At 57.3% G+C, this 20,335-nt stretch carries 21 protein-coding genes; 8 read left to right on the top strand and 13 right to left on the bottom strand.

Going from position 1 to position 20,335, the window contains the following annotated elements; all coding sequences use genetic code 11:
- Positions 1–3 precede the first annotated feature (3 nt).
- Genes gspF through gspC form a run of 4 tightly spaced genes read right to left on the bottom strand, consistent with a single transcriptional unit; the run spans position 4 to position 5,370 of the window.
- A complete protein-coding gene (gspF, locus tag DBR02_RS18005) occupies positions 4–1,212 on the bottom strand; it encodes a type II secretion system inner membrane protein GspF (protein WP_107535025.1) in 1,209 nt (402 codons plus the stop codon).
- Complete coding sequence (gspE, locus tag DBR02_RS18000; RefSeq protein ID WP_063449212.1) at positions 1,212–2,690, bottom strand: type II secretion system ATPase GspE; 1,479 nt, start codon at positions 2,688–2,690, stop codon at positions 1,212–1,214. The genes gspF and gspE overlap by 1 nt, the downstream gene beginning before the upstream one ends.
- A gap of 15 nt (positions 2,691–2,705) precedes the next feature.
- Positions 2,706–4,625 (bottom strand): type II secretion system secretin GspD, encoded by a 1,920-nt coding sequence (gene gspD, locus DBR02_RS17995; protein ID WP_063866240.1) that lies wholly within the window; start codon positions 4,623–4,625, stop codon positions 2,706–2,708.
- Positions 4,626–4,638: 13 nt separating this feature from the next.
- Positions 4,639–5,370 carry a type II secretion system protein GspC gene (gene gspC, locus DBR02_RS17990; protein ID WP_107535024.1) on the bottom strand — a complete coding sequence of 244 codons (732 nt, stop codon included), beginning with the start codon at positions 5,368–5,370 and terminating at the stop codon, positions 4,639–4,641.
- Between the two features lie 299 nt (positions 5,371–5,669).
- Here gspC and DBR02_RS17985 point away from each other — a divergent pair, with 299 nt between their 5' ends.
- Positions 5,670–7,232, top strand: a complete 1,563-nt coding sequence (locus DBR02_RS17985; RefSeq protein ID WP_107535023.1) for an ExeA family protein — start codon at positions 5,670–5,672, stop codon at positions 7,230–7,232.
- Positions 7,232–7,870 carry a hypothetical protein gene (locus DBR02_RS17980; RefSeq protein ID WP_107535022.1) on the top strand — a complete coding sequence of 213 codons (639 nt, stop codon included), beginning with the start codon at positions 7,232–7,234 and terminating at the stop codon, positions 7,868–7,870. The genes DBR02_RS17985 and DBR02_RS17980 overlap by 1 nt, the downstream gene beginning before the upstream one ends.
- Here the strand turns inward: DBR02_RS17980 and DBR02_RS17975 are convergent.
- From DBR02_RS17975 to DBR02_RS17965, 3 genes are all read right to left on the bottom strand, one after another.
- Entirely contained in the window at positions 7,867–8,490 is a 624-nt protein-coding gene (locus tag DBR02_RS17975; RefSeq protein WP_107535021.1) for a helix-turn-helix domain-containing protein, read from the bottom strand. The two genes, DBR02_RS17980 and DBR02_RS17975, sit on opposite strands and share 4 nt — an antisense overlap.
- A gap of 262 nt (positions 8,491–8,752) precedes the next feature.
- Positions 8,753–9,583, bottom strand: coding sequence for an N-acetylmuramoyl-L-alanine amidase (locus DBR02_RS17970; protein WP_107535020.1), 831 nt, complete (start codon positions 9,581–9,583; stop codon positions 8,753–8,755).
- Complete coding sequence (locus tag DBR02_RS17965) at positions 9,583–9,903, bottom strand: heavy metal-binding domain-containing protein (RefSeq protein WP_107535019.1); 321 nt, start codon at positions 9,901–9,903, stop codon at positions 9,583–9,585. The genes DBR02_RS17970 and DBR02_RS17965 overlap by 1 nt, the downstream gene beginning before the upstream one ends.
- 97 nt (positions 9,904–10,000) lie before the next feature.
- Between DBR02_RS17965 and DBR02_RS17960 the strand changes: the two genes are divergently transcribed.
- From DBR02_RS17960 to artJ, 6 genes are all read left to right on the top strand, one after another.
- Complete coding sequence (locus DBR02_RS17960) at positions 10,001–10,519, top strand: lipoprotein (protein WP_063449219.1); 519 nt, start codon at positions 10,001–10,003, stop codon at positions 10,517–10,519.
- A gap of 226 nt (positions 10,520–10,745) precedes the next feature.
- Positions 10,746–11,474: an arginine ABC transporter ATP-binding protein ArtP gene (gene artP, locus DBR02_RS17955; RefSeq protein WP_107535018.1), complete on the top strand. Its 729-nt coding sequence runs from the start codon at positions 10,746–10,748 to the stop codon at positions 11,472–11,474.
- An 18-nt stretch (positions 11,475–11,492) separates the two neighbouring features.
- Positions 11,493–12,224: an arginine ABC transporter substrate-binding protein ArtI gene (gene artI / locus DBR02_RS17950; protein ID WP_063449221.1), complete on the top strand. Its 732-nt coding sequence runs from the start codon at positions 11,493–11,495 to the stop codon at positions 12,222–12,224.
- A gap of 6 nt (positions 12,225–12,230) precedes the next feature.
- On the top strand, positions 12,231–12,947 hold the full coding sequence (artQ, locus tag DBR02_RS17945; protein WP_107535017.1) for an arginine ABC transporter permease ArtQ: 717 nt from the start codon (positions 12,231–12,233) through the stop codon (positions 12,945–12,947).
- Positions 12,947–13,615 (top strand): arginine ABC transporter permease ArtM, encoded by a 669-nt coding sequence (gene artM, locus DBR02_RS17940; RefSeq protein ID WP_063866234.1) that lies wholly within the window; start codon positions 12,947–12,949, stop codon positions 13,613–13,615. The genes artQ and artM overlap by 1 nt, the downstream gene beginning before the upstream one ends.
- A 167-nt stretch (positions 13,616–13,782) precedes the next feature.
- Entirely contained in the window at positions 13,783–14,514 is a 732-nt protein-coding gene (gene artJ, locus DBR02_RS17935) for an arginine ABC transporter substrate-binding protein ArtJ (RefSeq protein ID WP_107535016.1), read from the top strand.
- A 75-nt stretch (positions 14,515–14,589) separates the two neighbouring features.
- Here the strand turns inward: artJ and DBR02_RS17930 are convergent, their stop codons facing one another.
- From DBR02_RS17930 to potH, 6 genes are all read right to left on the bottom strand, one after another.
- Positions 14,590–16,059 carry a sensor histidine kinase gene (locus DBR02_RS17930; protein WP_107535015.1) on the bottom strand — a complete coding sequence of 490 codons (1,470 nt, stop codon included), beginning with the start codon at positions 16,057–16,059 and terminating at the stop codon, positions 14,590–14,592.
- Complete coding sequence (locus tag DBR02_RS17925; protein ID WP_063866230.1) at positions 16,043–16,750, bottom strand: response regulator transcription factor; 708 nt, start codon at positions 16,748–16,750, stop codon at positions 16,043–16,045. Before DBR02_RS17925 ends, DBR02_RS17930 begins: the two co-directional genes overlap by 17 nt.
- A 72-nt stretch (positions 16,751–16,822) precedes the next feature.
- Positions 16,823–17,950 carry a 23S rRNA (uracil(747)-C(5))-methyltransferase RlmC gene (gene rlmC, locus DBR02_RS17920; protein ID WP_107535014.1) on the bottom strand — a complete coding sequence of 376 codons (1,128 nt, stop codon included), beginning with the start codon at positions 17,948–17,950 and terminating at the stop codon, positions 16,823–16,825.
- Positions 17,951–17,990: 40 nt separating this feature from the next.
- Entirely contained in the window at positions 17,991–18,488 is a 498-nt protein-coding gene (locus tag DBR02_RS17915; RefSeq protein ID WP_087878582.1) for a YbjO family protein, read from the bottom strand.
- A 42-nt stretch (positions 18,489–18,530) separates the two neighbouring features.
- Positions 18,531–19,376 (bottom strand): putrescine ABC transporter permease PotI, encoded by an 846-nt coding sequence (gene potI / locus DBR02_RS17910; RefSeq protein ID WP_063449228.1) that lies wholly within the window; start codon positions 19,374–19,376, stop codon positions 18,531–18,533.
- Complete coding sequence (potH, locus tag DBR02_RS17905) at positions 19,373–20,326, bottom strand: putrescine ABC transporter permease PotH (RefSeq protein WP_063866228.1); 954 nt, start codon at positions 20,324–20,326, stop codon at positions 19,373–19,375. Before potH ends, potI begins: the two co-directional genes overlap by 4 nt.
- Between the last annotated feature and the right edge of the window lie 9 nt (positions 20,327–20,335).

The raw sequence follows: 20,335 nt of genomic DNA, 5'->3' as shown, positions 1-20,335 counted from the left end.
GATTTAACCTACCATATTATTAAGTTGCAGAAGCGGTTGTAATATTGACAGCACAATGAATAAAACAATCGTCGCCATGGATACCACCAGCGCCGGTTCAAAAACCGACAGCGTTAATGTAATTCGATGTTGTAAGGCCGATTCCTGATTTTCCGCCGCGCGATCCATTAAATTACCTAATTCCCCGCTCTCTTCGCCGGAGGCAATCATATACAGCATGGTTGGCGGGAATAATTTCGCCTGTTCCAGCGCCGCATACAGCGACGCCCCCTGGCGCACGGTGTCGGCGGCCTGCTCCAGCACCTGCCGGGCATAGAGGTTTTCAATCCCGTCCATCGCGATATACATGCCCTCCAGCAGCGGCACGCTGCTGGCCTGCAAAATGCTCAGGGTACGGATATAGCGGGCGCTGTTGATGGCGCACACCAGCTTTTTAATCGGCGAGCCGTTCACCAGCCAGCTGTGCCAGCGAAAACGGTTTTTCACGTTTCGCACCCAGGTTTTAAAGCCGACGAATGCCCCCGCCAGGCTGCCGGCAATACAGATGCCCCAGGCTTGCAGGAAATCACTGACCGCAATCAGCGTGCGGGTGGTGATCGGCAGCTGCTGCTTCATGTGGGTAAACTGCTCAATCACCTGCGGCACCACCGCCACCAGCAGAATGCTGATGACCGCGATGGCGACCACGGTGAGGGTAATCGGGTAGACCATCGCCTGCGTCAGCTTGCTTTTCATCTTCTGGCGCTGCTCGTTGTACTCCGCCAGCTTTTCCAGCACGTCGCCCAGGTGACCGGTCTTTTCACCGGCCATCACAAGCGTGCAGTAGAGCTTGTCGAAGGTGCGCGGAAACTGGCTGAAGGCGTCGAACAGCGTATGCCCTTCCACCACTTTCTCGCGGATTTCCACCACCATCGCCGCCAGCTTTTTGTCTTCCGTCTGCTTAGAGATGGCCTTCAGCGCGCTCTCCAGCGGCAGCGCGGCGTTCACCAGCGTCGAGAGCTGGCGGGTAAACATCGACAGCACCGGCGTGGAAAGCTTCGCGCCGGTTTTTGCTTTTCCGGCTGCCGCCGCCTCGCGGGTTTCGGTGATGCTGACGGGCATCAGCTTTTGTTCGCGCAACGTCTGGCGAACCTGCTTTTGCCCCTCGGCCTGTAGCGTCCCGCGCTGGGTTTTTCCGGCAGCATCCGTCGCCGTCCAGGCGTAGAAGGCCATTACGCATCCCCCCCACGCTCGGCGGTAACGCGCATGACCTCTTCCAGAGACGTCACGCCGCTAATCACCTTCAGCAGCCCGTTTTCGCGCAGGCTGTAGGCTTGCTTAAACAGCTGCGTTTCGATGGACATTTCGTCCTTATCTTCATGAATGGCGCGGCGCATGGTGCTGTCCACCACCAGAAATTCATGAATACCGGCGCGGCCCTGATAGCCGCTCTGGCGGCAGTGTTCACACCCCACCGCGCGGTAGATCGCTTTTGGCGGCGCGTCCATAAAGCTGAACAGCGCTTTTTCATTGGCGTCCAGCGGACTGGTGGTCCGGCAGTGCGTGCACAGCCGACGCACCAGACGCTGGGCAATGACGCCGAGCAGCGATGAACCAATCAAAAACGACTCCAGCCCCATATCCCGCAGGCGGGTTATCGCCCCGGCTGCGCTGTTGGTGTGCAGCGTCGACATCACCAGGTGACCGGTGAGCGAGGCCTGCACCGCAATCTGCGCGGTCTCCCCGTCGCGAATTTCCCCGATCATCACCACGTCCGGGTCCTGACGCAGAATGGCGCGCAGCCCGCGGGCAAAGGTCATGTCCACGCGCGGGTTCACCTGCGTCTGCCCCACCCCTTCCAGCTCGTATTCAATCGGGTCTTCCACGGTCAGGATGTTGCGTTCATGGCCGTTCAGCGCCGAAAGAATGGCGTACAGAGTGGTACTTTTACCGGAACCTGTCGGCCCGGTGACCAGGATAATGCCGTGCGGGCGGTCAATCAGCCCTTTTAACTTCTCCAGCTCTTCATCAATCAGCCCAAGCTTGTTGATGTCGGGCTTGAGGTTGCTTTTGTCTAGCAGACGCATGACCACGCGCTCGCCGTACTGGGACGGAATGGTCGACACGCGCACGTCGATCGCCTTGCGCCCGATGCGCAGGGAGATACGGCCATCCTGCGGCAGGCGCTTCTCGGCGATGTCCAGCTTCGACATTACCTTGATGCGCGACACCAGCAGCGGGGCGAGCTTGCGCGCCGGCTGTAGCACCGGGCGCAGCACGCCGTCGACGCGGAAGCGAATGCTCAGCGTGCGCTCGAAGGTTTCGATATGAATATCCGACGCGCCGTCCTTCACCGCCTCGCTGAGAATGGCGTTGATCAGGCGGATCACCGGCGAGTTTTCGTCGTTATCGAGCAGATCTTCGTTATCCGGGATCTCCTCGGTTAGCGCCATCAGGTCGATATCCGCGTCCATATCGTCCACCAGCTGCTGCGAAACGCCGCTGCTCTGCTGCCAGATTTTGGCCAGCAGCTCATCGAAGGCTTCCGGCGTCAGGGTGACCGGAACGAACGCACGTCCCAGTACACGGCGCACCTCCAGCAGTGCATACGCCGGGGTGTCCTCACGGATAAAGACCTCGTTGTTATAAAACAGAACGCCGTTATCCTTTGCGTAGCTGCTGCTGCACAGCGCTTTACTCAGTTCGTCCACATTGCCCCCTCCGCACTATTCTTTAAACGGATTGCGCGTGGCGCTGGTTTTCACCGGCGCGGCGCTGGCGTCGACAGGAAACGCGGGCAGGACGGCATTGTCGCTCGGCGCAATGATGCCGAGCTTTTTCTCTTCCAGTCGCTGCATCTGGCGCACCCGGATCTGGTCATATTTCTCCTTCGACGCCGCGCTGTAGTTGTCGTCGTCACGCAGGACGGTGGTATGAATAAACACCATCAGGTTGCGCTTGGACGTATCCTGCGAGGTGTAGCGGAACAGCTGGCCGACCAGCGGGATATCGCCGAGCAGCGGCACCTTAGAGACCGACTGCTTGGTGACGTTTTCCATCAGGCCGCCAAGCACCACCGTCTGACCGCTGTGGACCATCACCTCGTTATTGATGGTGCGGGTGTTGAAGGTCGGGCCGAGGCTGGCGTCTTCCGTCGCGCTGTTGTCAACGCTGGAGACTTCCTGCTCAATCTTCAGGTGGATCATGTCGCCGTCGTTAATCTGCGGCACAATTTTCAGCTTGGTACCGACCGTTTTACGCTCAACGGAGTTAAAGACGTTGTCGCCGCTGGTGGTCTGCGAGCCGGAAAGCACCGGCACGTCCTGACCCACGTTAAACGACGCTTCTTTATTGTCCAGCGTGACCACGCTCGGTGTGGAGAGGATGTCGTTTTTGCCGTCGGTGGAGAGCGCGGTCACCAGGGCGCCGAAGTCGCCGTTAAAGAAGCCGGTCGCCAGGCCGGTGAAGCTCGTTCCCTTCATGGTGCCGTTCTTGATCTGGCTAATCGGTAAGCCGGTGGCGCCGAACTGCACGCCGCCGTGCTTGCCGGTCCACTGCACGCCGAGATCCATGCCGTTACCGTCCTGCACTTCCGCAATGATCGCTTCTACCAGCACCTGCGGACGGCGAATATCGAGCTTGTCGATCACCTTCTCCAGGGAGTTCATCACGTTAGGCTGGGCGGTGATCACCAGCGAGTTGGTTGACTCATCGGCGGTAATATTCAGGTCCGTCGCGGCGCTCGCGGTTTTCGCTTTGGCCGCCCCCGGCTTGTCTTTCAGCTGTTCGCCAATACCGGTCAGCACCGGAACCACTTTGGTGGCGCTGGCGTACTTGAGGTAGAAGACGCGAGTATTCCCCTCGTTGTTCTGCTCGCGATCGAGCTGGTGAATCAGGGAGCGGGTGCGGGTGCGTGCATCTTCCGAACCGCTGATCACCAGGCTGTTGGTTTCGTCATCCGCCACTACCTTGGTGGCGAGCTGCGGCGCGTTCTGCCCCTTCTGCTCTTCATTGTTGAGGTTGTTCAACATGTCGGAGAGATCTTTGGCAGAGGCAAAGCGCAGCGGCACGATTTCACGGCGCTGAACGCCCTCTCTGTCAACGCGCTGCACCAGATCCACCAGGCGGTTCACCACCGAGGCCTTACCGGTTAACAACATCACGTTGGACGGCTCAAAATGCACCACGTTACCGATGCCGGTGGCATCGTTCAGTTGGCGCAGCAGCGGGGCCAGCTCGCGCACCGGCACGTTTTCCATCCGCACCACGCGGGTGATGATCTCGTCACCCTTGCCCGGGTTTTTGCTGTCCGCCAGCGGCGCACCGGCGGTACGCGCCACGCTGGAGCGCACCACTTTGACCATGCCGTTGTCCATCGGGATCACCGACAGGCCGTACAGGTCCAGCACGCTCAGGAAGAACTGGTAATATTCATCTTCCGTCAGCACGTTGTAGGTTCTGACCGAGACGGTGCCCTGAACGGACGGATCGACCAGAATGGTTTTGTTGAGATTGCGGCCTACCGTATCGATAAACTCGCGAATATCGGTATTTTTAAAACTCGCGCTAAAGTTAGCTGCAAGCAGCGAACTGGAATATAACGACAATGCGGTCAGCGCCACGCACGCCCATGGAAATTTCTTCATGTCTGTACACTTGTTAATTGTTTAGAACATTGACCCGAATATTTTCAAGGTGAGCGTGACGCCGAACCACGACCTCCGCCTCTTTCATTTTCGACCAGTTAGCAATAATGCTTTTCGCTTTTGCTTCATCAGTCATATCGACAGAATTAACTTTCACCGCCACATCCCCTTTTTCCAGACCAGACTGGCTGTAGAACGAGGAGGCATTCCGTGGGTTGATCCTGTAGCCTTCCAGCTGGCCCTTTTCTATTAACGGCTTTAACACCAGATAATCATCCAGATGCAAACTGTCTGCACCGGGATCTTTTGTCGATTTGGTCACCGGGCCGCTTTCTGTGCCGCCCTTAAAATAGTCCGGCTTATTTAATGCCAGTACCTGCGTAGCACCTTCATAATTAACAACCACATTATCTTTATTAATTCCCTGAATAAATGCGTCGTTAAAGCCGGTGAGCGGTTCACCCTCGCGGTAGCTTTTCTGGCCGCCCGCCGTTTTGATGACGGCGAAGGAGAGCCAGGCGTCATCGCTGCTCACGATGCCCTCGATTTCCGCCGCCAGCGGGGCTTTTACCGCCGCGGGCACGTTATCCTGACGCACGGCCGCGGTGAATAGCGTAAAGGTTTTTTCCTCACGCAAGGTTTTCAGCGGCTGCTCGTCAGAATTAGCCAACTTATTCGTAACTTTTTTATAATCTTTAAAGGTGAGATACCCTTGCTGTCCGCAAAAAATCAGCAGCACAAACATAATACAAGGCGTTATCCACCGTGACAGAAATGAGAACCTCATTTTTTATCCGGCCTATAGCAAAGCAAAAATAAGCAGCGTCATACTGCGCCAATATGGATGAAAATAGTAATAAGCTGTTGCAAATGCGACCACTGACTTTGCCGCTAACTTTCATAAAGAAAAATATTGACCGTATAAAATCCAGATGTTAGGCACTGCCAGCAGGATATTTTTACCCTGTCTGCAAATTGACCACCTCAGAGCATTAACTTACTTTCTGTGCTGTTGCTATTCCTAATCAGAGACGGTAAGTCGTTATGTATCAGAGCCACTTTAATTTTAAAAACCCGCCATTCAGGACGATCGCCCGTTTATCCGGGGATTTTCTGGTACCTTATCATCAGGATGTGTTTAACCTGCTGAAAGAGAAAACCCAGCAGGCGGGCATTATCGGGCTCTTTAGCGACGACGCGCAGCTCCTGGCTCACTTCAGCGATGCGCTGAAAACCAGCAGCGGCAACGTGCTTGCCATCAGCGCGTTTCCAAAATTGAGTGCCAGTAGCCTGCTGTACAAGCTCAACCCGGGAACGAAAGCGATCGGCAACCGCATGCAGGCGGTGGATGCCATACTGCGCCAGTGGCAGGAGGGAAAAGCGAAATCCAGAGTGCTGACCATCGCCCACTGCGAAGCCATGAAAGAGGGCTGTCTGGAAGTCCTGGGAACGCTGCTCACGCGTGCCCAGGAGCTGAACGTCCGCCTGTCCGTGGTGCTAATGGGCGCAGCGGATCGGGAAAGCCTGATTAAGCAACCTGAACTGCGCGAATATATGCACACCCATCATGTTCTGCGCCCCCTGACCTGCCGCGAATACCTGAGCTACGTGCAGGCGCAGTGCGAAGAACACGGCTGTGAAAATTCGCCGTTAACGCCGGCCCGCGTGCGCAAAATGCACGCGCTGACCAAAGGCAACATCAGCAAACTGAATGCTCTGGCACACCTGGCAATGCTCGCCGCCTGGACGGAACGCGCGGCGCAGGTCAGCCCGCGTCATTTACGCCTGGCGGCGGGAGAGATCCTCCCTGCCAAAAAACACGGTAAGCGCCTGGCGACCGTGGGGCTGTTCGCGTCGGTACTGTTTGCGGCCTGCGGCTGGTATCTGACCTCGTCGATCAACGCGCACCTTCCCATCCCGCTGCCGGTCCCCGTCAGCTGGAAACAGCCGACGCCAAAACCTGAAGCAGCCGTGGTGCCGGTTATCGACAACGAAATGGTGAATCAGCCGGATGCGATGCACCAGCTTTATCTGATGTGGGGGTATGACGCCTCGGCAGAAGAGGCCCTGTGCCATAACGCCGCGAAGGTGAACCTGATGTGTAAGCAGGGGAACGCGACGCCGGACGCGCTGGCGCGGGAGGGGTATCCGTGGGTCAGCGAGCTCAAAACCGGCGGTCACCTTAACTATGCGGTTGTCGCCCGCGTCGGCGACACGTCGATTGACCTGCTCATGAATAACCGGACCTGGCAGGTGAGCCGCAGCTGGTTTAACCAGCATGCGACCGGCAACTTCACTCAGCTGCACCGCCTGACGCCGGAAGGCCAGGACGCGATCGGCGCCGCCAGCGACGGTAAAGACATGGCCTGGCTCGATCAGCAGTTAAGCCTCGCGCTCAGCAAGCCGGAAACGCACGCCCGGATCTGGACCGCAGAGATGATGAAACGCACCCGCGAGTTCCAGCAACAAATGAAACTGCACGTGGACGGCATCCCGGGAGAAGACACGCTGATGCAATTAATGCGCGTGACCAACAGCACGCCGAGCGTACTGATTCAGGCCGCCCGCACCACCGCGGACGCGAAAACGCAGGAGAAAAAAGCCTAATGTCGACCATCTGTCTTGCGGCCCAGCGCAGCTACACAACCGGAGAGGCGGTCTGGTTCTCGTACCGCCTCCCCAGCCTGAAAAACGTATTCGGCAAAACGGTGTTATGGACGTTCGGGCTTTGCGCCATGCTGGTTGCGGGCCTGTATGCACATGTGTACTGGCACCTCCGCCACCCGACGCCCGAACCGGTCAAAGCCAGCGTGGCGAAGCCGGAAACGCAGCTTTCAGATATGCATTACGTGTATGTGAGTAAACCGTTCCCGCATCCGCAGCCTAAACCTGCGCCGGTGCATGTTGATGTTCCGCCCATGCAGGATCTGCCCATAAACAGCGATGATGCCGACTGGCAGCAGGCACCCGACGGCGCGGTGCCGCAGGACACGTCGCGGGATACCCTGCCGGGAACCGAGGCGCACGAGCGCGACATCGCGCCCGCCAGCGCAGGCAGCAACGATGCGTCGCTGGAAGAATTACTTAAGCAGGCGTTGAAAGAACAGGAGCAGGATTATTCGCAGGGAAAAATACCCGCGCCGCCGGTAGACGAAACGCAGGATAATACGCAGGCAAGCATAAAACAGAGCGATAATAGCCGGCCTCCGTCAGTTGATTCAGGAGACCGGCGGGAGCAGCATTAATATTTTTCAGGCAGTGAGGTGAGATTAAGCAGACGACCTTTTTCCACCACAATATACTGGCCTTTTTTAAGGTCGGAGAGAATTTTAATAATGGTGCTGCGCGCCAGGTTAGTGTATTCCTGAATGTAATCATAAACGTTGATATCGCGTTGATGCTGGACAATCAGATCGTTTATTTCATATAAAAATTCGCGAACAACGGAATACGCGCTGCGGGCAACCAGAACATCATCGCGTTTGCTCAGCATGCAGATATACCAGGAAAGCACTTTCGTCAGCTCAGGCCACAGGTTTTTCTCGGTCATCAGCCGGGCGAAATCCTCTTTCTTAATGGAGCGAACCACGGTATTCGCCCGCACAAGGCCGTACATATGGGCAGACTGGTAGTACATTGAGGAGAGGCCGAATATGCAGTATCCCGTTACGCTGAACATACACAGCTCGTCTGACTCACGGCGAAACTCTACCTCACCGCTGACGATAATATGGATGTATTCGGAATCAGCCGTAGAGATTTTTTGCCATTTCTTCAGCGTTTTTTCCTCAACGCCGGAAGTGGCAGCGATAATTTTTTCCATCTCGGCCTGCGGACGTAATTTATTTGCGTAGATTCTTAACATTGTTATACCCGATTTAAGATTTTAATGATTATTAATGGCTCCGGCATGACGCCGAATCCTGAATATGAGTCCTGATGACATTCTCAAGAAAAAAAAGAAAGAATAATGCTTTTATTTATTTTCCAATTTAGTTAGCAAGCTATGTGTCTATATTAAATCCGGATAATTTTAAGTCAATTTACTAAAAGTTAATTGACGATGTACTTAAGATTAATCTCATGGTAAGCAGGGGAATAGTCCTGTTCGGGGGTATTCCGAAGGATTACCCCTGCCCGTATTTTTCTAACAGCGCTTCGGCGATAGCCAGGGATTCAACGTCGGCTACACCGTTCCACAGCTGCGGGCGGAAATGCATCTGAAACGCCATGATGATGCGCTTTTGCTGCGCGGGGGAGCTGTCTTCGGGCACCTCGTAGCCGTAGCGGGCCAGCAGATCGAGCAGCGCCGCGGTATCCACCGGCTCATAACGCGATCGCCCGTTCATATAGAACGCCACGCGCGCCGGATCGGGCCAGGCGCCTATCCCCTGCTGCGCCAGCTCGCGCCACGGGAACAGCGGGCCGGGATCGTCCTTACGCTGCGGGGCAATATCGGCATGGGCCACGACGTTCTGCGGTTTGATGTCGTAGCGGGCAATGATGTCTTTGGCGAGAGGGATCAGCGCCGCGATTTGTGCCGGTTCAAAGGGCACGAAGGTTTTTACCCCTCCAACTTTCTGCCAGCCGCGATTCTCCAGCTCAATTCCCACGGAGGTATCGTTGATGCGGTTGGTGCCGCGCCAGAAGCTAATACCCGCATGCCAGGCAAGCTCGCTCTCCGGCACCAGCTGCCAGATGCGTGGTTTACCGTCCGGCGCGGGGGGTCTGGCGGGGATGAGATAATGGGAGCTGACGTTTTTATCGGTCAGGGTTGCAAGCGAGGTGTCAAAATCGTCTGCGGTGTAGTGAATAACCAGCACCTTTATACGCGGGTAGGCCGCCTGCGCCTGATGGCGCGTATCCAGCTCGTAAGCACCCTTATCAACGATGCCTTTTTCCGCGGCGCATCCTGCCAGCAGCAGCGCCAGCAGGACGGCTGAGAGCGAACGCGTCATCAACAGATCTTCACCGCCGTGCCGCTTACGCTCACCATCAGCATGCTGGCATCTTTACCAACCGTTTCGTAGTCGATATCAATGCCCACCACCGCATCCGCACCCAGCGCCTTGGCCTGCTCGCCCAGCTCCTTAAACGCAATCTCTCGCGCTTTACGCAGCTCTTTTTCATACGCACCGGAGCGCCCGCCGACGATGTCGCGAATGCCGGCAAAAAAGTCGCGGAAGACGTTGGCGCCAAGGATCGCCTCGCCGGTGACCACGCCGCAGTACTCGGTGATCGGTTGCCCTTCCAGGGTTGGGGTCGTTGAAAACTGCATACTTTCTCTCCTTCTTTAGCGTTCAATGCGTTAGCAACTGCATTATCGGTTCGTTACGCTATGATTGAAAGGATAGTTAATAAATAAGGAAATCAACATGCGCTACTCTGCTTTAACGCTTTTAGTGCCCTGCGCGCTGGTGCTCAGCGCCTGCACTACGCCGGTCACGCCAGCCTTTAAGGATATCGGTTCCCGCAGCGGCCCCTGCATCGAGGGCGGCCCGGACGCCGTGGCGCAACAGTTCTATGATTATCGCATTCAGCATCGCGGTAATGACCTCACCGCCCTGCGCCCGTACCTGAGCGATAACCTGGCGAAACTGCTTAACGACGCCTCGCGCGATCCGCAGCATAACGCGCTGCTGTCTGCCGATCCGTTCTCCAGCCGCGCGACGCTGCCCGACAGCGCCGAGGTTGCCAGCGCGTCAACCATCCCGAACACCGACGCGCGCAATATTCCGCTGCGCGTGAAGCTGACGCAGGGCACCCAGACCTGGCAGGATGAAGTGCTGATGATCCGTGAAGGACAGTGCTGGGCCATCGATGATGTTCGCTACATTGGCGGCAGCGTTCATGCCCCTGCCGGCACCCTGCGCCAGTCCGTTGAAAACCGCTAACGCAGCGGCGAAATAAACGTTAACCCCGTAAAATGTCCGGCATTTCAGGCGGAATGCCGACATTTATTCTCGCCCCCCTCCCCCTTCGCTATTTTGTGCTATGTTTAAGAAGAAACACGGGTTATATTTAACTTTTAACGCAGAAATATTGCATAACTATTCTGTCAACGGTACTATCTGCGGCCTCAATTGCTATAGATTGCCTGGATGAGTAAAGACTGCCCCGATGAGTATTAAACTAAACGGCATTAACTGCTTCTACGGCGCACACCAGGCGCTGTTCGACATTACGCTGAGCTGCCCGGAGGGCGAAACGCTGGTTTTGCTCGGCCCAAGCGGCGCGGGAAAAAGCTCCCTTCTGCGCGTTCTGAATCTGCTTGAAATGCCCCGCTCGGGCACGCTGGCCATTGCCGGTAACCATTTTGATTTTGCGAAAACCCCTTCTGATAAAGCGATTCGTGAACTGCGTCAAAACGTGGGCATGGTTTTTCAGCAATACAATCTCTGGCCGCACCTGACCGTGGTACAAAACCTGATTGAAGCCCCGTGCCGCGTGCTCGGCTTAAGCAAGGATCAGGCGATGGCGCGTGCCGACAAGCTGCTGGAACGTCTGCGCCTGAAGCCCTACAGCGACCGCTATCCGCTTCACCTCTCCGGTGGTCAGCAGCAGCGCGTGGCGATTGCCCGTGCGCTGATGATGGAGCCGGCGGTGCTGCTGTTTGATGAGCCGACTGCGGCGCTGGATCCGGAAATTACTGCTCAGATCGTGAGTATTATTCGCGAGCTGGCGGAAACCAACATTACCCAGGTTATCGTGACCCACGAGGTGGAAGTGGCGCGCAAAACCGCCAGCCGCGTGGTCTACATGGAAAACGGGTATATCGTTGAGCAAGGTGACGCGAGCTGCTTCACCAACCCGCAAACCGATGCCTTCAAAAATTACTTATCTCACTGACGTGTTAGGGAAATTATAATGAAAAAAGTATTGATTGCCGCGCTGCTCGCTAGCGTCAGCCTTTCCGCTACCGCAGCCCAGACCATCCGTTTCGCCACCGAAGCGTCTTATCCTCCGTTTGAATCCATTGATGCGAACAACAAAATTGTTGGCTTCGACGTGGACCTGGCCAACGCCCTGTGTAAAGAGATCGACGCGACCTGCACCTTCAGCAACCAGTCGTTCGACAGCCTGATCCCGAGCCTGAAGTTCCGCCGCATCGACGCGGTGATGGCCGGCATGGACATCACCCCGGAGCGTGAAAAGCAGGTTCTGTTCACTGCGCCTTACTATGACAACTCAGCCCTGTTCATCGGTCAGAAAGGCAAATACGCCTCTGTCGATCTGCTGAAAGGCAAGAAGGTGGGCGTTCAAAACGGCACCACGCACCAGAAATTCATTATGGATAAGCATCCGGAAATCACCACTGTGCCGTATGACAGCTACCAGAATGCGAAGCTGGACCTGCAAAACGGTCGTATCGATGCGGTCTTCGGGGACACGGCTGTCGTGACTGAATGGCTGAAAGCGAACGACAAGCTGGCCGCCGTGGGTGACAAGGTGACCGATAAAGACTACTTCGGTACAGGTCTGGGTATTGCCGTACGTCAGGGCAACACCGAGTTGCAGCAGAAATTCAATGCTGCGCTGGAAAAAGTGAAGAAAGACGGCACCTACGAAACCATCTACAAAAAATGGTTCCAGAAGTAATTCCTGATGAATGAAATTTTTCCTTTAGCAAGCGCCGCCGGGATGACCGTCGGCCTTGCCGTTTGTGCACTGATTATCGGCCTGGTACTGGCGATGTTCTTTGCGGTGTGGGAGTCCGTTAAGTGGCGCCCTGTCGCATGGCTCGGTTCAGCGCTGGTAACCGTGCTGCGCGGGCTGCCGGAAATTCTGGTGGTCCTGTTTATCTATTTCGGTTCCTCACAGCTGCTGCTCATGCTGTCGGACGGCTTCACCCTTAACCTCGGGTTTGCGCAGATCCCGGTGCAGATGCAGATAGAGAACTTCGACGTCAGCCCGTTCCTGTGCGGCGTAATTGCACTCTCCCTGCTCTATTCGGCCTATGCGTCACAAACGCTGCGCGGCGCGCTGAAGGCGGTGCCGCAGGGTCAGTGGGAATCCGGCCAGGCGCTGGGCCTGTCGAAAGCGGCGATCTTCTTCCGCCTGGTCATGCCGCAGATGTGGCGTCATGCCCTGCCGGGGCTGGGTAATCAGTGGCTGGTCCTGTTGAAAGATACCGCGCTGGTGAGCCTGATCAGCGTGAACGATTTGATGCTGCAAACCAAAAGTATCGCCACCCGTACGCAGGAGCCTTTTACCTGGTACATTGTGGCGGCAGCGATCTACCTGGCGATCACGTTGCTGAGCCAGTACGTTCTTAAGCGTATTGATCTGCGTGCAACGCGTTTTGAACGGAGACCAGGCTGATGCTGGACTATTTACCCGAATTGATGAAAGGGCTGCACACCAGCCTGACGCTGACCGTCGCGTCCATCATCGTGGCGCTGATTCTGGCGCTGATCTTCACCATCGTCCTGACGCTGAAAACGCCGGTGCTGGTGTGGATTGTACGCGGTTACATTACGCTGTTTACCGGTACGCCGCTGCTGGTGCAGATTTTCCTGATTTACTACGGTCCGGGGCAGTTCCCGTCGTTGCAGGAATACCCGGTGATCTGGCACCTGCTCTCTGAGCCGTGGCTATGCGCCCTGATTGCCCTCTCGCTGAACAGCGCCGCCTATACCACGCAGCTGTTTTACGGTGCGATCCGCGCGATCCCGGAAGGCCAGTGGCAGTCCTGCGGCGCGCTGGGCATGAGCAAGAAGGACACGCTGGCGATCCTGCTGCCGTACGCCTTTAAGCGCGCGCTCTCTTCCTATTCCAACGAAGTCGTTCTGGTGTTCAAGAGCACCTCTCTGGCCTACACCATCACCCTGATGGAAGTGATGGGCCACGGGCAACTGCTGTATGGACGCACCTACGACGTGATGGTGTTCGGTGCGGCCGGGCTGGTGTATCTGGTGGTCAACGGCCTGCTGACGCTGATGATGCGCCTGATCGAGCGTAAGGCGCTGGCATTCGAGCGGAGATCGTAGGCCGGGCCCGCCCGGCAGAAAATGCATAAACGTGAATACACGTGACGGATAACCTTTTGGTTATCCGTTTTTTTTTGCCTACCTTTTAATATTTAATCGTTTATATTGCATATAAATTCATTAAATGGCATTGTACGTTCATAAGACCTACAGACGGGAGCAACACAATGAAAAAGTTAGTTCTGGCCGCATTACTGGCAACCTTCGCCGCTGGCGCGTCAGCCGCAGATAAAATTAATTTCGGCGTTTCTGCCACCTATCCGCCGTTTGAATCGCTGGATGCCAGCAACCAGATCGTCGGTTTCGACATCGACCTGGCGAAAGCGCTGTGCAAGCAGATGCAGGCCGACTGCACCTTTACTAACCACGCGTTTGACAGCCTGATCCCGTCCCTCAAGTTCAAAAAATACGATGCGGTGATTTCCGGTATGGATATCACCCCAGAGCGCAGCAAGCAGGTCGCGTTCACCGACCCGTACTACGCCAACTCTGCGGTGGTGATTGCGAAGAAAGGCGCGTACACCTCCTTTGACCAGCTGAAAGGCAAGCGCATCGGCATGGAAAACGGCACCACGCACCAGAAATTCCTCCAGGACAAGCACCCTGAAGTCAAAACCGTAGCCTATGACAGCTATCAGAACGCGATTATCGACCTGAAAAATGGCCGTATTGACGGCGTATTCGGCGACACCGCCGTGGTTAACGAATGGCTGAAAACCAACCCGCAGCTGGGGACGGCGACAGAGAAAGTGACCGATCCGCAGTACTTCGGTACAGGCCTCGGCATCGCGGTACGCCCGGATAACAAAGCCCTGCTGGAAAAACTGAACGGCGCACTGAAAGCGATCAAGGCTGACGGTACGTACCAGAAAATCAGCGAGCAGTGGTTCCCGCAGTAATCGCTTTTTGCCGGGTGGTCTGGCCTACGGGGGTGGTCTGTAGGCCGGGTAAGCGCAGCGCCACCCGGCAATTTCTCACAGCGGCACAAAGAACCTGAACCGCGCCCCGCTTACGGACTCCATCAACCGGATCCCCCCGCCGTGCAGCTCCAGCATTCTTTTCACGATCAATAGCCCTAATCCGCCCCGGTTGTCCCGCGACGCCTGAGGATTTAACGCTGAAGGCCGCTGGAACAGATCGTCCCGCAAGGCCGCATCGACGCCCACGCCGTTATCTTCCACTTCAACCTGCAACCGGTCGTTTTCCTGCCACACCGCCAGACGAATGTCTCCGCCCGGTGGCGTATGGCGTATCGCGTTATCCAGCAGATTCGTCACCACCCGTTCAATCATGGAGACGTCGGCGTTCACCAGCGGCAGCGGACCCGGCACATCAATATGCAGATTTAACTCCCGCGTGCGGGCGGCCAGCTCAAACTTCTGCGCCACGTCGGAAATCAGCTCGGCCATGGCAAAACGCTCGCGCTGGGGCTTGATGCCGCCGTGCTCAAGACGCGCCAGCTCAAACAGCTGCTGCGACAGATGGCGCACCTTTTGCCCCTGGCGCAGCGCGGTGGCAAGGTACTGCTGGTGCTCCTGCGGCGTCAGCGTCGCGGATTTCAGCGACAGCGTTTCCAGATACCCCAGCAGCGAAGTCAGCGGCGTACGCAAATCGTGTGAAATATTGGCGATAAACTCCCGGCGCTGACGGTCGCTGTCGGCCAGCCGATCCCACTGAGAGGTGATTTTGCGCGCCAGCTCAATAAAGGTATTGCGCAGGATCGCCACTTCATCCTGGCCGGCAGGCGCCAGCGGCTGGGCCGCCAGTTGCTTGATCGCGCTGATGCTGTCCTGCTCCAGCCCGACCACGTCCATCGTGAGCTGTTTGACCGGACGCGTCACCCAGTACCAAATGAGCACCCCCGCCAGCAGGCCAAACAGCGCCACCAGCAGCATGGACCACAGCGCCGTACTCCAGAGCGCTTTGTGCCAGGCCGTCTCCGCCAGCGCGTTGAACTCCTCCCCCTGCAAAATAATGTACAGATAGCCCTTCAGCTCGCCGTCCTGACGCAGCGGCGTGGCGCTGAAGATCTTTTTATTCTGACTGCGGGGGTCGTCGCCCAGCACCGGCATCACCGTCCCGCTCAGGAAATTTTGAATCGGCGCAAGGTCAATTTTTTGCCGCTGGATGTGGCCCGGCGGGGCGGCATCAGCCAGGATATCGCCATCCGGGGAGACAACATACAGCTCGACGCTCGGATTAAAGGTCATCAGCCGGTCGAACAGGGGCTTTAAGGCACTGCGATCCACCCTGCCCTGCGCGTCCAGAATCGGTTCCCGCTGGACGATCTGCTGCGCCAGGCCGCCGGAGAGCCGCTGCACCATGGCGTTGCCGTACTGCATGCTGCTGTAGAGCTGCACCGCACAGGCAACGGTAGCGCAGAGCAGCAATAACGCCGTAAACAGCAGCGTCAGGCGCTGGCTCAGGCTAAAGCGACGCATCATGGTTACGCTCCGCAAACTTATAGCCTTTGCCCCAGACGGTGCGAATGATTTCCGGCTCGGCGGCATCTTTCTCAATTTTGATGCGCAGGCGGTTGATGTGGGTATTGACGGTGTGCTCGTAGCCTTCGTGCTGATAGCCCCACACCTGTTCCAGCAGCGCCAGCCGCGAGAAGACCTCGCCGGGATGGCGGGCAAAGAAATAGAGCAGCTCAAATTCGCGCGGGGTGAGATCGACGTGTTGGCCGTTGAGACGCACGCTGCGCGCCAGCGGATCGATAGTCAGGCCGTGCGCCTGGATAATGCCGTCCGTCTGCGCCTGCCCCATCGCCTGCTGACGGCGGAACAGCGCCTTAATGCGGGCAATCAGCTCCTGCACCGAGAACGGTTTTGCCAGATAATCATCCGCCCCGGTTTCCAGGCCGGTAATACGATCGGTTTCACTGCTGCGGGCGCTAATGATGATAATGGGCAGGTAGCGGGTCATCTGGCGGATACGGCGGCAAATTTCCAGGCCGTCGACGTTCGGCAGCATCAGATCGAGGATCACCGCGTCCCACGGCTGTTTTTCCAGAAGCGGTAACGCCTTCCCCCCGTCCGGCTCGTGGGTAATGGTGTAGCCTTCGTCTTCTAAGTTGAGGCGCAGGAGCGCCGCAATATCGTGGTCATCTTCCACCAGCAGGATCTGCTTCATCGGTAAGCCTTTATTCAATTTTTATGACGTAAGCTTACCTGATTTCGCAGGGATGAAGAGTTCACATTTTGTTTAAGATTTCACGAGCAACGTCAGCACTTCGTAATGCGCGGTGTGCGGGAACATATCAAAGAGCTGAACGCGCTCAATGCGGTAACCCGGCAGATTAGCGATATCTTTCGCCATGGTTTGTGCGTTACAGCTGGAATAAACGATGTACTTAGGCGCCATCTGGCTCAGGTAGTCGCACAGTGCCTGGCCGATGCCCCGGCGCGGCGGGTTCACCAGCACCAGCTCCGGCACGTTGCCCTGCCCGGTCGCGAACCGGGTGGAGTCCAGCGCCTGGAAGTGCAGATTGGTTAACCCCAGTTCAGCGGCGGACTGCTTTGCGCAGGCAATCGCTTCGGCGGAGATTTCAATGCCGGTGAGCTGCATCTCAGGCGTGGCGCAGTGCAGGCCAAAGCCGCCGACGCCGCAGAACAGATCCCACATGTGATGAACCTGTAACGCGCGCACCCAGTCGCGCGCGGTGGCGTACAGCGCGCTGGCGACGGCGGGGTTAGTCTGGAAGAAACTTTGCGGACGGATCCACAGCGGCACGCCGTTAAAGTTCTCCGCCAGCGCATGCTGTTCGGTGAAGAAAATCTCTTTCTCCCCTTCCATGATCGCCATGTGCACCGGCTGAATGTTGGCCGTGATCACCCGCAACTGCGGAAGCTGGGCCTGCAATGCCGGCAGCGCTGCGCGCAGCTGCTCCAGCTTGCTCTCTGAGCGCAGCACGAAGCGCAGCATCATGCCGCCGTCGATCTGGCTTTCGGTCAGCAGGAGGTATTTCAGCTCGCCGCGCCTGCGGGCAACGTTATAGGGCGTTAACCCCGCGCGGGCGATAAACGGCTTCAGTGCGGCAAACACCGGTTCAAACGAAGCGGGATACAGCGGGCAGGCGGTGAGGTCTTCCGGCGTGCCGTCACGGTGGAGCATGCCCAGCAGCGGCTTTTCGACGCTGCCGCTGACCACCATTTTGGCTTTATTACGAAAGCCCTGCTCCGGCCCGCTGACGGGTGCGCACCACTCGCCCACCGCGTGGCCGGCAAGCAGCTGCTGTAAATCGGCCATTTTGGCGGTGAGTTGTTGAGAGACCGGCTGTTCTATCCACTGACAGGAGCGGCAGCGACCGGCGTCATAGAGTGCGCACTGCATATGAAAACCTCAAGGAAAACGAGGGCTGCGATTATACACATTATTGCAGGCGGAAGAACCGCCGACTGGAGGCGGGAACATAGAGCAGGCAGAGCACCAGCATGTCCGGCAATTTCTGCATCACTAAGGAATGGAAAATCTCGCGGCGGGAGCCGCCGGGAATGCTGAACAGCTCCGGATAGCCGTAGCCCAGCGAGGCGGCCCACAGATAGCTGGCGGCGGTGATCTGCGTAAGAAAATAGACCCAGCGCGCCCAGTTGCGCCCCTTTACCAGCGAGAACGCGCAGTAGATCTCAATAAACACCAGCATCAGGCTGCTGAGAAACACCAGCGTCAGATTCCACGTCTGCGCGCTGCGATGAATGAACTCCCCCATGCCCCGCGGGCCCAGCGTGTTCATAATCATCAGCACATCCAGGCAGCGGATCATAATAATGGCGAGCGCCGCCACCTGAACCAGCGCAGGGACGTTCGGACGGGCGTGCGAATGACGTGTTTTTTGCAAGAATCCCAATGTTTTTACTTCCCTGAAAAACAGTGCCGCGTCATACGCGGCACATCACTGGAAATAATAATTCCTTCAGCCGCGTCTTGCACGCTGGATATCGCGAACGCGCTGCTTTTCCGCGCGCGCCATCAAATACCAGGCGATAAATCCGACAATTCCGACCACGCCGAGGATGATAGACGCCAGGGCGTTAATCTCCGGATTCACCCCCATGCGCACGCTGGAGAAGACCAGCATCGGCAGCGTCGTCGCGCCCGGCCCCGAGACAAAGCTGGCGATAACCAGATCGTCGAGCGAGAGCGTGAACGCCAGCAGCCAGCCGGAGATGACCGCCGGCATAATCATCGGCAGCGTGATGATGAAGAAAACCTTTAGCGGCGTGGCGCCGAGATCCATCGCCGCCTCTTCAATGGAGCGGTCCAGCTCGCGCAGACGCGAGGAGATCACCACCGCCACGTACGCCGTACAGAAGGTCACGTGCGCCAGCCAGATGGTGAGCATCCCGCGATCCGCCGGCCAGCCGATGGCGTGCGCCAGCGCCACAAACAGCAGCAGCAGCGACAGGCCGGTGATCACGTCCGGCATCACCAGCGGCGCGGTGATCATAAACGCAAAGCCGTTGGCCCCGCGGAAGCGGCCAAAGCGCACCATCACCAGCGCGGCAATCGTGCCCAGCACGCAGGCCATCGTCGCCGCCAGCGCTGCAATGGTCAGGCTTAATCCGACCGCGCTCATCATCGCCTCGTCGTGGAACAGCGCGCTATACCAGCGCGTCGACCAGCCCGCCCAGACGGTCACCAGCTTTGAGCTGTTGAACGAGTAGATCACCAGCATCAGCATCGGCGCGTACAGGAAGGTGAAGCCAATCACGAGGATCAGAATGCGCCACGGAGAGCGTACTACCGGCAAGTTGTTCATCCGCGATCTCCCATCTGTTTCTGCTGATGCTTGTGGAACCACATGATCGGCACGATCAGCAGCAGCAACATGACGATCGCCACCGCCGAGGCCACCGGCCAGTCGCGGTTATTGAAGAACTCCTGCCACAGCACGCGGCCAATCATGATGCTATCCGGTCCGCCGAGCAGTTCCGGGATCACAAACTCCCCGACCGCCGGGATAAACACCAGCATCGACCCGGCAATGATCCCGCCTTTGGTCAGCGGCACGATCACGCTGAAGAAGGTCTTCAGCGGCCGCGCACCGAGATCCAGCGAGGCTTCCACCAGCGAGTAGTCAATGCGCGTCAGGGCGGTGTAAATCGGCAGCACCATAAACGGCAGGTAAGCGTAAACAATCCCGATATACACCGCGAGGTTGGTGTGCAGGATGGTCAACGGCTGGTCGATGACGCCAAGCCACAGCAGAAAGTTATTCAGGATGCCGTTATTTTTCAGGATCCCCATCCAGGCGTATACGCGGATCAGGAACGACGTCCACGACGGTAAAATCACCAGCAGCAGCAAAATGTTTCGCGTTGACGGCTTGCTGTGCGCCACCGCCCACGCCAGCGGGTAGCCCATCAGCAGACAGCAAATCGTCGAGACGGCAGCCACCTGCAACGACTGTAAATAGGCTTCGAAATAGAGCGGATCCTCGGTGAGCTGTAGGAAGTTGCCCAGATTCAGCGTCAGCGTCAGCTGCCCGTCGGCCCACTCCCACAGATCGGTGTACGGCGGGATCGCCCGCGCCATCTCCGCCAGGCTGATCTTAAAGACGATCAGGAACGGCAGCAGAAACAGCAGGATCAGCCAGATATACGGCATGGCGATGACCAGCTTGCGGCCATGCGCCATCTGCACGCGCGCCAGCCAGCGCGCGAAGCCGCCCGGTGTTTTGACGCGGGCTGGAGGTTCAAGTGTACTCATGGCCGCTCC

Origin of the sequence: Enterobacter cloacae complex sp. (genome assembly GCF_900322725.1) — a bacterium.
Classification (GTDB): Bacteria; Pseudomonadota; Gammaproteobacteria; order Enterobacterales; family Enterobacteriaceae; genus Enterobacter; species Enterobacter quasihormaechei.
This window is presented reverse-complemented; position numbering and strand designations above follow the sequence as displayed.